Annotated in this window: 12 protein-coding genes; 11 read left to right on the forward strand and 1 reads right to left on the reverse strand. The window is 53.1% G+C overall.

Annotated elements, in window-relative coordinates:
- Window positions 1-41 precede the first annotated feature (41 nt).
- The 3 genes from apaG (at window position 42) to bamC (ending at window position 2,683) form a co-directional block, all read left to right on the forward strand.
- Window positions 42-425: a Co2+/Mg2+ efflux protein ApaG gene (gene apaG / locus KSF73_15385; protein MBV1777102.1), complete on the forward strand. Its 384-nt coding sequence runs from the start codon at window positions 42-44 to the stop codon at window positions 423-425.
- 125 nt (window positions 426-550) lie between these two features.
- Entirely contained in the window at window positions 551-1,429 is an 879-nt protein-coding gene (dapA, locus tag KSF73_15390) for a 4-hydroxy-tetrahydrodipicolinate synthase (GenBank protein MBV1777103.1), read from the forward strand.
- Window positions 1,430-1,471: 42 nt separating this feature from the next.
- A complete protein-coding gene (gene bamC, locus KSF73_15395) occupies window positions 1,472-2,683 on the forward strand; it encodes an outer membrane protein assembly factor BamC (GenBank protein ID MBV1777104.1) in 1,212 nt (403 codons plus the stop codon).
- Window positions 2,684-2,773: 90 nt separating this feature from the next.
- Here the strand turns inward: bamC and KSF73_15400 are convergent, their stop codons facing one another.
- A complete protein-coding gene (locus KSF73_15400; protein ID MBV1777105.1) occupies window positions 2,774-5,473 on the reverse strand; it encodes a hypothetical protein in 2,700 nt (899 codons plus the stop codon).
- Between the two features lie 314 nt (window positions 5,474-5,787).
- Between KSF73_15400 and flgB the strand changes: the two genes are divergently transcribed.
- The 8 genes from flgB to KSF73_15440 all read left to right on the forward strand — a co-directional run bounded on the left by flgB (window position 5,788) and on the right by KSF73_15440 (window position 13,082).
- Window positions 5,788-6,210: a flagellar basal body rod protein FlgB gene (gene flgB, locus KSF73_15405; GenBank protein MBV1777106.1), complete on the forward strand. Its 423-nt coding sequence runs from the start codon at window positions 5,788-5,790 to the stop codon at window positions 6,208-6,210.
- A 54-nt stretch (window positions 6,211-6,264) separates the two neighbouring features.
- Window positions 6,265-6,678 carry a flagellar basal body rod protein FlgC gene (gene flgC, locus KSF73_15410; GenBank protein MBV1777107.1) on the forward strand — a complete coding sequence of 138 codons (414 nt, stop codon included), beginning with the start codon at window positions 6,265-6,267 and terminating at the stop codon, window positions 6,676-6,678.
- A gap of 18 nt (window positions 6,679-6,696) precedes the next feature.
- The gene (locus KSF73_15415; protein ID MBV1777108.1) at window positions 6,697-7,398 is read left to right on the forward strand and encodes a flagellar biosynthesis protein FlgD; all 702 of its coding nucleotides are present in this window, start codon (window positions 6,697-6,699) and stop codon (window positions 7,396-7,398) included.
- Window positions 7,399-7,467: 69 nt separating this feature from the next.
- Complete coding sequence (locus KSF73_15420; protein ID MBV1777109.1) at window positions 7,468-9,591, forward strand: flagellar hook-basal body complex protein; 2,124 nt, start codon at window positions 7,468-7,470, stop codon at window positions 9,589-9,591.
- Window positions 9,592-9,651: 60 nt separating this feature from the next.
- Complete coding sequence (gene flgF / locus KSF73_15425) at window positions 9,652-10,389, forward strand: flagellar basal-body rod protein FlgF (protein ID MBV1777110.1); 738 nt, start codon at window positions 9,652-9,654, stop codon at window positions 10,387-10,389.
- A 92-nt stretch (window positions 10,390-10,481) separates the two neighbouring features.
- Window positions 10,482-11,267: a flagellar basal-body rod protein FlgG gene (gene flgG, locus KSF73_15430; GenBank protein MBV1777111.1), complete on the forward strand. Its 786-nt coding sequence runs from the start codon at window positions 10,482-10,484 to the stop codon at window positions 11,265-11,267.
- A gap of 47 nt (window positions 11,268-11,314) precedes the next feature.
- Window positions 11,315-11,983: a flagellar basal body L-ring protein FlgH gene (locus KSF73_15435; protein MBV1777112.1), complete on the forward strand. Its 669-nt coding sequence runs from the start codon at window positions 11,315-11,317 to the stop codon at window positions 11,981-11,983.
- A gap of 10 nt (window positions 11,984-11,993) precedes the next feature.
- Window positions 11,994-13,082, forward strand: a complete 1,089-nt coding sequence (locus tag KSF73_15440) for a flagellar basal body P-ring protein FlgI (GenBank protein MBV1777113.1) — start codon at window positions 11,994-11,996, stop codon at window positions 13,080-13,082.
- Window positions 13,083-13,097: the final 15 nt, after the last annotated feature.

A 13,097-nucleotide genomic window follows, 5' to 3' on the forward strand; every position in this document is an offset into this window, starting at 1 on the left:
TTGGCGTGTAATCTGCGTTCGTTTGACGGTGCAGTGAGCCCATGGCTGAATCCACAAAATACGAGATGAGCGTCTCGGTAACAACCCACTACTTGGCCGAACAGTCTGATACTGAGGCGCAACGGTTCGTTTTCGCCTATCAGATCAAGATCCGCAATACCGGTACGGTAGCAGGCCAGCTATTGAGCAGGCACTGGGTGATACGGGATGGCGAGAGTCAGGTACAGGAAGTCCGGGGGATGGGCGTGGTGGGAGAGCAACCCAATATCCAGCCCGGCGAGGAGTTCGAGTATGTCAGCGGCGCAGCACTGACCTCGCAGGTAGGAACGATGGAGGGGAGTTACCAGTTCATAGCAGCTGACGGTGTCGAGTTTCAGGTGATGATCGATCCCTTTGTGTTATCTGTCCCGCGCGTGCTGCACTGAGATTTTTGTGATTTGCAAGTGATCATGATGGAATTTTTCCAAACTTGCACGGTCATAGTTATGGCGTGGCTGGATTCGGTTAGAATCCGTGCTTTCGATATTCAATTGTTGCTCGGAATCGCCCCATGTTGACAGGCAGTCTGGTTGCACTGGTAACCCCCATGTTCGAGGATGGCAGTCTGGATTTTGCCAGCCTGAAAAAACTCGTTGATTTTCATATTGATGCTGGCACGGCGGGGTTGATTGCGGTTGGCACCACTGGCGAATCGGCTACCGTCGACGTGCATGAGCATCTCGACATCATTGCTAAAACGGTTGAGTTTGCAGGTGGCCGCGTACCTGTCATTGCTGGCACGGGCGCCAATTCGACCAAGGAATCAATCGAACTCGCTGCCGAAGCGAAGCGTGCGGGTGCCGCAATGTCACTTTCGGTGGTGCCGTATTACAACAAACCCACGCAGGAAGGCATCTATCGTCACTATAAGGCGATTGCCGAAGCAGTGGATCTGCCGGTCATCCTGTACAACGTACCGGGTCGAACCGTTGCGGATATGAGCAATGAGACGGTGCTGCGCCTGACCGAGGTGCCGGGCATCGTCGGGCTCAAAGATGCAACCGCTGATATTGCGCGGGCAGCTGACCTGTTCAAGCGTGCGCCAAAGCAATTCGCACTGTATTCTGGTGATGATGCAACTGCATTGGCGTTTATGCTGCTTGGCGGCCACGGTGTGATCTCTGTTACCACCAATGTTGCGCCTGCCCTGATGGCCGATATGTGCCGCCATGCACTGGCTGGCAATATTGCTGCTGCACGTGAATGCAATGACCGCTTGCAAGGACTGCACAAGCATCTATTTGTTGAAGCCAATCCGATTCCGGTTAAGTGGGCTGTTCAACAACTTGGCCTGATTGGCGAAGGCATTCGTTTACCTCTGACCCCGCTGTCTGTGAGCGCGCAACCGATTGTTGCTGCCGCCATGCGCGAGGCCGGTCTCTCCGTTTAACCAACAAGCTCCCGACCCTCAGGGCAGGAAAACACAATCTCCATGAATTCGAATCAACGCAAATTGTCGCGTCCGATCGCTGTGATGAGCCTGGCCATGTTTGCGGCCGGTTGTGCGCATATCCCCTTTGTTACCAAGAGCGAAAGCGATGCTGACAAAAATTCGTATCGTCAGTCACGTGAATCGCTGAATCAAAAGCGGCTAGACATTCCGCCCGAATTGACTGCGCCAGAGTCTCGCACAGCGTTTGATATCCCCGGTGTGACATCCAAACAGTTATCGGCAGAAGGCAAGAAAGCCATGGAAGCCGGTACCGTTTCTGCCAAATTTACCAAGGTGAGCCTGCAGTCCGATGGTGCGCAGCGCTGGCTGGTGGTAGACGCGTCTGTCGAGCAGGTATGGGGGCAGGTACGGCAATTCATGCTGGATAAGGGCTTTGAGCTGACTGTCGATAACCCGGTTGCCGGTTTGCTGGAAACTAACTTCGCCCATCGTAAGTCAGCCGTGCCCGATGGCATGTTCCGCAGTGCCATTACGCGTGTGTTCGGGAATGCCTACTCAACTGATTTTGTAGATCAGTATCGTGTACGCGTTGAGCGAAGCGCAGATGACAAGCGTACCGAGGTCTTTATCAGCCATTCGGCAATGAAGGAGGCTGAACTGGGTAGTCTTGAAAACTCGAATGTTCGCTGGATGGCCGTACCCAACGATCCTGAGTATTCAGCCTTTATGCTGAAGCAATTGCTCGTTCGTATTGGCGCAACAGAGGAAAATGCCAGCGCTGTGGCAAGCGATGCAAGCAAACCAGTTGCTGCGCCTGCGCCCGCACAGACAGCCGGTAAGGACGGCGCCAAGAAGCGCGTCCAGGCTGTGAAGATTGATGGTGTGCGTGGTCTGCAACTGTATGAAAGCTTTGATCGTTCGTGGCGCCGCGTTGGGCTGGCTGTTGAGCGTGCAGGTTATGCGGTTGCCGATCGTGATCGCCGTCTGGGTGTGTACTACATCCGCAAGGGTAAGCCAGACGATCTCGCCAATAAGAATGAAAAAGGCTTTTGGGAAAAGCTGGCATTCTGGCGTGATGACAAGGCTGACAAGATCGACAATAACAAAACACCTAAGGGTACAGAGTATCAGGTGGCCGTTTCAGCCTATGGCAGCGATACCTTGGTGAAGGTGACTGGCAAGGATGGCAATACGCTGAATGAAAAGATGACAGAAGAATTGTTATCGAATCTTGAGTCCGAGTTGCAGTAAAGTATCTCGGCCAATCTGGTCAAAGGCCGCCTATTCAGGCGGCCTTTTCATGTATGCAGGATGACCTGCCTTGCGTTTGTTCGCACAGTGTCAGGGCTGGATCTGGACGATTCGAGTATTTAATCCGTCACTCAAGCCAATCTCAAGTCGACCACCTGCAGTGTACGGGACATCAAGCTTTCCGCCGCTCGCGCGTAATGTCATCACCTTTCGCCCCTCTGTGCCCAGTGAAACTACGCTTGCATACGGCCAATTGCCATGATCCCATGTGATGTGTAAGCGATTACCGCTCTTATTCCATTGAATACTGGGCGCTGCAGCTTGCCTAATGGCTGTCAGGCTCAGCATCCGCCCCGGCGCCAGCGCATTTTTCGACTGAATGCGCGAGGCGCTTGACTGGGAAACGGCGATGCGTGCGATGTCTCCTGGATGCGGAATGCGAATGCTAAATGACGCGCGATTGTGCGGGTCGTCCGCAATCGACATGGTTCGGAGCGGGTAAACCAGCGTGCGACCATCTGCGGTTTCAAGTGTGAGCTGATAGCTCCCGCTGACCAGTATGTCCGGCCGTCCTATGAATGCAATACTAGGGAATAGCCGGATGCCTGATTCTGCGATCTCGCCACTCACCTCTAGCAGGGCGATATCTGCAGATTCCATTGCGTTCATCGTTCTGGCCGTATCACCCGAGGCACCGGCTTCGAGCGATTTTTGAATCAGGTTAATGTGGTAGTCCGAAAAATAGCGGCCTTTGCAGTATCCCATCACGTCGGTGTTATCACCAATGTCGGTGGCAATGGCACCGGTTTCGGTGTTGGTGACGGGAATTGGCCCGAGCGTGCCTCCTGCATAGGGGAAGTTGGGATCAGGGTTGCCGGCACTGCCACATGGGGCATGCTCAAGGGATAGATTGTGCCCGAGCTCATGGATGTAGGTATTGACTGCGCCAGCAAGATCCGCGTTAGCCTCCAGTCCAATCGCGGTACTGGCATAGTGTCCGGGTGAGGGAACGTAGCCAAGTCCACCCCAGGCAGGCTTGATATTGCTGGGGCGGGGCACCCAGCCGTAGTAATTTTTCTTTCCAGTTGGATCTTCGGTTCGCCGAAGACTATTGACTTCGGAGAGTGCCTGCGACCAGTTTTCTCCGTCCTCAAATTGGCTAATCAAGGACACATTGCTCATTTTGTACGTATCGCGCGTTGAGACTTTTGCGTTCACCGGGTTCAGGGGGAATCGGCGTACCATTGCATCCTGAACCTGCGCTTCATCGGGACGCTTCATGGGGAGAACCTCAGTCCCAACGGCATCGACCAGGCTGAGGGGAACCTGAACTACATGCATTTGCGTAGCCGAACCAATGACAGGCGAAATCACTTTTTGGTCGCCGGTACTGACCGTATGCGAAGGATCTACCTGGATAGTGAGTGTCAGACCGGATGCGATCCAATTGGGAGGGATCATACCGTTAAACGTGGTGCTGTAGTCACTGTTGCCGGTTGAGGCCGGCAGTTGTGCCGGACCGGTAACCGTGACGTTACCAAGCGGTTTACCTGCATTACTGGCAGTCACTGTGACCGGAGCATCTTTCACCATCTGTGATGAGAGGACATGGATTCGAATCAGTGCCTGCTTACCCGGAACCAATCGCTGACCGCCAGCACCGATGGCTTGCAGATGATTCTGTGCCACCTCAACCTTATTGATCGAAACCACAGGTGTTTGTCCGGTGTTCTGGAAGGTACCCGCCTCTACTGATTGCCCGAGTGGACCCGTCAGAAGAATTTTGCCATTCCCCTTAGCGGGCACCGCAAATCTCAGGGTTGTCGAATCTTGCGATGTAATCGTGGCAACCGTGCCACCAATCGTGACGCCTGTGACGTCATTCATTTCCGTGCCGGTGACCGACAGGTAGGTTCCATCGCTACCACTGGCCTGAAGCGGAGTACTGACAGTAATCGGCAGATAAAGCTTGAGGCTGCCTGCTTGTGTGGCCTCGTTCTTGTCGTCAGTTAGGACAACATTGTAGGTTCCCTTTTTGAAACCCGCAGGCAAACCAGCTTCCAACGATGCGTCGGAGCGGGTGCGAATACTGAGCGTGCTTGAGCCCAGTGTGATTTGCTGAACCTGATTGAGATACGATCCGGTGAGTGTGACGACCCCGTTTACCGCAAGCGCTTCCGATTGCGTACTCGCCAGTCGAGGGTAGGGGGCAATCTGGATCGTCTGAGCCGTTGGAATCTGCAGTCGTTCGCCGTACAACAATTGCAACACGCCATTTAACGCCGTATCCGGCATCTTGACGTCTACGTGGGTATCACTGGCGCTGCTCACTGGGATGCTGACGAGCCCAATCAGGATCGCCTTGACCCCTGATAGATTGCTGCCATCAATGCCCAGTATTTTACCGCCGCGCACAATGGGGGAGGACACGGATGTCACGACGGGATTGCCGAGTACGGTTACGCGCGTGCTAATGGTGATGCTGCTTGAGCCATTGATCTCGATGTTACCTGAGGTGGCATTATCCGGCACAGTCAGTGTGAGTTGCTGGGCGCTCTGAATGGTAAACGTGGCCGCTACGCCATTGAATCGGACAGAGGTCACGCTGTTCAGATTGGTGCCAGTCACAATCAGGACGTCACCCGCATAAACCTTGTCTTTGGATAGCCCTGACACGCTCATCTGTACCACGGGGGCTGAGCTGCTCTCGCTCCCACCACCGCCACCCCCACAACCACCCAGGCCCAACGCGAGCACCACACTTGCGGCAACGAGAATATTTTGGCTCATTGAGCGCCCCCTCTCCTTCAATCGTTCTTAAGCCAACTTGTGGCCATCTGACCTGCGCATCGGCACAGGGATACATTCAATATAAATCCCGATTTTCAGACTGCTCGCTGATTTTTGTGTCAGGCGCTGTCGCGCGCCGATGGCACCCACCCATCCTTGCCGCCCGGATTGCTTGTGCAGGTCATACGCGGCAAATCCTGCCGACCTTCAGGGGTATCGCCACACAGACACCCAGATCTGCCAAGCATTTCCGCTATTGGCATGCAATCTGCTTGAAGGCTTGCGTCAATCAATTTCCATGGCGAACGCAGATCATGCTCTCCAAACTCGACAAGTATTTTTCTGGTACCGAAAAGTCGATGCAGTTGCGCAGCCTTCGTCAGGAAGTGCTGGCCAGCAATATCGCCAATGCGGATACACCGAACTACAAAGCCCGCGATTTCGACTTTGGTTCTGCATACAAGCAAGCATTGACGAGCAAGCGGGCAAGTGGGGACAGCCTAAGTCTGGCTAGAACAGATACCCGTCATATTGCGGCGAATAGCACCAGCTCAAATGGAGAAGGCGAATTGCCATTGCTATATCGCAATGACGTGCAGCCCTCGATTGATGGCAATACGGTCGATATGAATATCGAAATGGGACACTTTACGGATAACGCACTGCGTTATCAGGCAGACATTACCTTCATGCAACAGCGAATCTCGCTGTATAAGGCTGCTCTGCAGAATCAGTAAGATCTGACGAATATTGCCAGACTGGATAATGAACACGGTGAACTGGGGTAAATCATGTCGCTATTCCGCGTATTTGATGTGGCGAGCACAGGAATGACAGCTCAATCCATGCGATTGAATGTCGTGGCCAGTAACTTGGCCAATGCAGATAGTGCAACCAGTGTGAATGGTCAGCCATATAAAGCTAAACAGGTTGTATTTACTGCGACCCCAATCGTTAAAGGTGAGCCGCAATCTGTTGGTGTTGCAGTGACCGCCATTTCTGAAGATCAATCTCCCCCGAAATTGGTATACGACCCCCATAACCCGCTAGCAGATGAAAAAGGGTATGTGGCCATGCCCAATGTCAATCCGGTCGAAGAAATGACCAATATGATTTCTGCATCACGGTCATATCAAACCAATGCAGACATGATGAATACCGCCAAGACATTGATCCAGCGAACTCTATCGCTCGGACAAGCTTGATTGAAGGAGTAAAGCGCCATGGCTACCAGTACTGCATCTAGCTCAACCGCCGGCACAAATCCTTACCAGAATTTGAACCAGGCGGGTCAAGCGACCAAGGCAAATGAGGATGCAACCTCTGCCAGCAACTTGCAGGGACAGTTCCTGAAAATGCTGCTGACGCAGCTGCAGAATCAGGATCCGCTCAACCCGATGAATAGCGCAGAAACAACCAGCCAAATGGCACAAATCAGTACGGTCAGCGGTATTCAACAATTGAATACGACGATGACTGCACTGAGTGCAAATATGACAGCTGGTTACTCATATCAGGCTACTTCGCTGATTGGGCACTCGGTGCTGGATAGCGGAAGTCAGCTGATCAGTGATGGCAAGAGCCAAGCCAGCTTCGGGGTAGATATTCCGGTTGGTACAGCCCGGATGAATATCATCATTAAGGACAGCAATGGCGTAGCGGTGGATGCATTCAGTGTTGATGCCCCCGCTCCGGGTAATCAGCAGTTAATGCAATGGGATGGCAAAGACGGCGATGGAAATTTTCTGCCGGCAGGAAAGTATTCCATTGCCACCAGTATGGTTGGTAAAGACGGTACAACCCAGACGGGTGCGACCTACACATTTAATCAGGTGGCAAGCATCTCATTTGGTGCGAATGGCGTCACCCTTAATTTGGCAAATGGAAATCAGGTTCCATTTACCAAGATCACGCAAGTGATTTAAGCAAAGTACATATAAGAATAGCTGGCAGGAACGGACACAGTAAAAATCGAGCGCATGGAGTAGAGCATCATGGCATTCCAGACAGCACTGAGTGGATTGACAATTTCTTCGGCTTTCCTAAACGTGATTGGCAATAACGTTGCTAACTCAAATACGGTAGGTTTCAAGTCGTCCGCAGCAATCTTTTCGGATATGTTCAGCAGTAATCTGAATGGCAGCTCAATTCAGGTGGGGATGGGGGCCAATACCGCTACCGTTGCACAGCATTTTAATCAGGGATCGAGTACTGCTACCAATAATCCTTTGGACATGATGATTGCCGGAAAGGGTTTTTTTGGGGTGATGACCGGGGTAGGCGCCGATCCTTCCAATCCGCAAACGTCCGCGCAGATGGCGTACACACGTAATGGCCAGTTCCAGATCAATCGTGATGGCTACGTTGTCAATAGTGGAGGGTACCTGCAAGGCTACGGCGTAGATGACAATGGCAATGTATTAAGTGGTGCAACCAAAGCCATCCAGATCACCAGCAATCAGACCATGATTCCAGCTCGCGCTACGGGTGCTTCGACCCAGAACAATGCAGGGTTGAATATGGCACTGAATTTGCCCGCTGATGCGCCAGTCATTAGCCAGGGTACAAAAAATGTCTATATCAATAGCCTGGTTCTGGATCGCAATAGTCCGCCGCCCGCTCCGCCTGCCGCAGCTTACCAAATGCGCGTGAGTGATCCGCTTGGTAATTTCCACACCCTGTATGTCGGGCTGCAACCAAATGCAACAGATACCAATGGCTGGGATGTGTTCACCTCCATTGATGATCCGAATCTGCCTACTACACCAAACGATAGTCTGAAATTTAATGCGCCACCGTCGCCTGCATCCACATCGCCCACATCGGTGACCAGTGCGACCGAGGCACAAAAAATTTCATTCAAAATCGCACCCATTTCGCAGGCCTACGACAATACCACGTTCAACTTTAATTTGAACTTTCCGGCTGCCCAGCAAATTATCCCGGGTGGATCGGGGAGTGCAAATACAGGTTCAATCAGTGGTGATGATAATTCGGCATTGCATACATCCGTCTCGATTTACGGCAATACCTTATCTACCACCAATCAAAGTTTCAATGGCTCGTTTCTTGATCCCAATGGTCAGGTTCACAATCTGACTGTCAACCTCACCTATACCCCGCCGACGCAATCGGGCCCGGGTACCTGGAGTGGTGACTACTCTGTGATTGATCCTGCCACCGGCAATGTCGAATTGGGGCCAACCACCATTCCGGCATTTCTTGCCGGTAATAAATCGCCATTGTCCTTGGTCGCATTGCCGACCATTAATGGCGGAACAGTGGATACCACACTGGATCTGGATGTAAATGGTTTGAGCAATATGGCAACTGGTCAGCAAACTGCGACGATGCTGGTTCGTAATAATCCGCCGGTGACGCTAACAGATGCCAAGACTTTCACGAAGAGCAATCCGGAAACGGTGTACGACTCGCAAGGTAATGCGCAATTGCTCACGCTGTATTACATCAAAGTGGGCACGAATACCTGGGAAGTACAAACCAGTTTGAATGGCAAGCCACCCGTGACCCAGCCAGGTTTCATCACCTTTGGCGCAGATGGGAAGATGACCAAGGTGGGGGTCAATTCGGTACCTGTTCCCGGTACGAATAATGCTAGTACAAATCCATCTTTTTATTTTACGGCACCCAGCCCGGCGGATGGCGCTTCAACCTTGTCATTTAACGTCAATCTGAGTGGCACCATTCAGTACGGTAGCCAGTTTGCGGTGTTGAATGAAAATCAGGACGGGTTTGCAGCGGGGACCATTACCGGTGTATCGGTGGGGAGTGATGGCACGATTCAGGGCAATTACTCCAATGGCCAGACGCGTAATGTCGGTCAGATTGTGCTGTATTCCTTTGTCAATGAACAAGGGCTGGCTTCAATCGGGAATAACCTCTGGACGGCAACATATGCCTCTAATGCGGCAATCGGCCCGGGCATTGCCGGTACGGCGACACTGGGCACCATCAAGTCCAACGCAATCGAAGCATCCAATGTGGATGTAACGCAGGAACTGGTGGCCATGATTACCGCGCAGCGCAGTTATCAGGCCAATGCGGAAACGATCAAGACCGAAGACCAATTGCTGCAGACAATCACCAATCTGCGTTAATGAATTGTCGGTGTGACTGAACTGATTGATTAACCGGGAACACACCGGGGAGTATGAAAAATGGATAGGCTGATTTATGTGGCGATGACAGGCGCCAAGCATTCAGCGTATGAGCAGGCAACGATTGCCAATAATCTTGCCAATGTGAATACGCCCGGGTTCCGCTCGCAATTGACTGCATTCCGGGCCGTACCAACCGAAGGTGGCGTGGGCGTACCGACACGTACCTTTGTAGTAGATCAGACCACGGGCTCTGACTTCACTCAGGGCGCCTTGCAGACAACCGGGCGGAATCTGGATGTTTCCATGACATCCGCAGGCTTTCTGACGCTGCAAACCCCGGCAGGTGAAGCGTATACCCGCAATGGCAGCTTGCAGCTGGATACCAATGGCACGCTGATAGGTACAAATGGCTACCCGGTCATTGGCGATGGTGGCCCCATTGTTATTCCGCCTAACAGTGTTGTGACATTCGGGTCGGACGGCACCGTCACCGCAGCTCCCTCCAATAATCCCGCCCAAACTACCGCAGTTGGCCGTATGAAGCTGGTTCAGCCAGACGAACGACTACTGGATCGGGGTTCCGATGGCCTGTTCCGTACCCGCGATGGTTCACCGGTGGAAGCCAGCCCCAATGCGGCCATGATGAGTGGCGCGCTGGAGGCGAGTAACGTCAATCCGGTCAACCAGCTTGTGTCCATGATCGCCTCCCAGCGGCAATACGAGATGCAGGTACAGTTATTGCAAGAAGCTTCGCAGAACGCCAAGGCGGTCTCGCAGATCATGGTGCTGAGCTAATCATCTCTCGGATCTGAACCAGACGGCGTATGAATGAAACCGATTAATCGGGTGGCGGTGCAAAAAGCCGCCAAGGTACGGGAGTCATCATCATGATGCGAGCTTTATGGGTGGCCAAAACCGGGATGGACGCGATGCAGCTGAACATCGACGTCATCTCCAATAATTTGGCGAACGTCAATACCACGGGCTTCAAGGCTTCGCGGGCGAATTTTCAGGATCTGATCTACCAGACCATGCGTCAGCCGGGCGGCAGTACCACTCAGCAAACCCAACTGCCAACGGGATTGCAGCTGGGTACGGGCGTGATGTCGGTGAATGCCGAACGGATTTTTACGCAAGGTAATCCGCAGCAAACCAATGCACCGCTGGACATGCAGATCAATGGGCAGGGCTTCTTTCAGATCACCATGCCTGATGGCAGCACAACCTATACCCGTGATGGCAATTTTCAGTTGAACAATCAGGGGCAGGTGGTGACTGCTTCCGGTTATCTGCTGAATCCGGCGATCTCGCTGCCGCCAAATGTCACAAAGGTGACGATTGGCACCGACGGCACGGTGTCGGTGAACTTGCCCGGTCAGACCAATCCTACCCAGGTAGGGCAGATCCAGCTGGCTAATTTCATCAACCCGGCAGGCCTTGCCAGCATCGGTAATAACCTCTTTCAGGAAACAACTGCATCTGGTACGCCGCAAGTGGGTACGCCGGGACAAACAGGGCTGGGCAATATCAATCAGTCCTATGTTGAAGCGTCCAACGTGAATATTACCGAAGAGCTGGTGAACATGATTCAGGCGCAGCGTGCCTATGAAATGAATTCCAAGTCGATTCAAACCGTCGACCAGATGCTGCAGCGCCTGACGCAATTGACGTAATGACGCAGCCCGCAGGCGATCGCTAAGAGACTGACAGGAGTCTAATCATGCAAAACAAAATGATCATACTTGCCGCAGTGGCAATGCTTGCCGGTTGTGCCACTCAAGTGCCTCGCACCATTGTGACCGGACCCACGACCGTGCGTCCGGCGGCGCGCTCTGAGACCTTGCCGGCGAATGGCAGTATCTATCAGGCGCGTGCGTCCAGAGGCCTGTTTGAAGACACGCTTGCTCGCAATGTCGGTGATCTGGTCACGGTTCAGATAGAGGAAAGCGTCAACGCCACCACTAAAGCCGACAATTCCGCTGAACGAACCTCGACGGTCAGCAATGCGCTGTCCGCCGGCGCTACCTCCGACACCATTAATGGCCTGATGAAGGGCTTTAATGTAGCCAACTCGGGCAACAACAAGTTTGGCGGCAAAGGCTCAACCACAGCCAATAATTCCTTTAACGGCACCATCACCACGACGGTAAGCGATGTCCTGCCTAACGGAAATTTGCTGATTGCAGGCGAACGTCAGGTAAATATTCGCGGAGAAGTCAGCTACGTGCGTCTTTCCGGGGTGATTAATCCAGCGGACATCAAGAATGGCGTGATCTCTTCAACGCGCGTATCAGAAGCGCGCATCGAAGAAGTGGGGTCCGGCACGGTCGCTCAGGCCAATAAGGCGGGCTGGCTGCAGGATGTGATGATGCGGTTCTTCCCATTCTGAGAGGTGCATCATGCGTAAATGGATCATGCTGTTGGCTGCGCTAATGATGCCGATCGCGCAAGCGCAAAAGATCAAGGAAATTGCCAGTGTCGGCGGAGTACGCTCGAATCAGCTGGTTGGGTACGGGATTGTCGTCGGGCTGGATGGCAGCGGTGACCAGACCGCACAAACCCCGTTCACCGTGCAGAGTGTCATCAATATGTTGACGCGACTGGGGGTTCAGCTACCCAGTAACACGTCCTTGCAGTTGAAAAACGTAGCGGCGGTCTCTCTCACTGCAACGCTACCGCCATTTGCCAAAGCAGGGCAGCAAATCGATATCACTGTTTCATCCATCGGCAATGCGAAAAGCCTTCGAGGGGGCACCTTGCTGATGAGCCCGTTAAAAGGGGCGGATGGTCAGATATATGCCATGGCACAAGGTAATGTGGTCGTTGCCGGAGCAGGGGCATCGGCGGGTGGATCAAGCACGCAGGTGAATCAGTTGTCGGTAGGTCGCGTGCCGATGGGAGCAACTGTCGAACGTGAGGTGCCCGCTAAAGTAGGGGAAGCCGATACGATCGAACTGGCCTTGAACCAGTCTGATTTCACTACTGTCAACAATATGGCGGAGCGCATCAACAAGGATTTTCCGGGCAAGGCACGTGCGGTTGATGCGAGAACCGTGCTGGTTGAAGCACCCGAGGATGTGTTTGCCCGTGTGAAATTCATGGCGAAACTGGAAGAACTGGATGTCACACCCGCGCAGGCAGCGCCCAAGGTCATCATTAATGCCCGAACTGGCTCGGTTGTCATGAACCAGACGGTTTCGCTCGATCCCTGCGCGATTTCGCATGGCAGTCTGACGGTGGTGATTCACGCCAATAACACCATTAGCCAGCCGAATGCGCTCTCAAATGGCAAAACAGAAAAGACCGAGAACGCGCAGGTCGAAATCAAGACAGAAAAAGGCGGCGTGACCACCTTGCCAAAAGCAACCAACCTGAATGATGTGGTGCGGGCATTGAATCAGATTGGCGCCAGTCCGCAAGACTTGCTGGCTATATTGCAGGCCATGAAGGCCGCAGGTGCGCTCAAGGCAGAGCTGGAAGTGATCTAAAATTGCAGGAAACCC

The organism is Burkholderiaceae bacterium DAT-1 (assembly GCA_019084025.1).
In the GTDB taxonomy this organism is placed as follows: domain Bacteria; phylum Pseudomonadota; class Gammaproteobacteria; order Burkholderiales; family Chitinimonadaceae; genus DAT-1.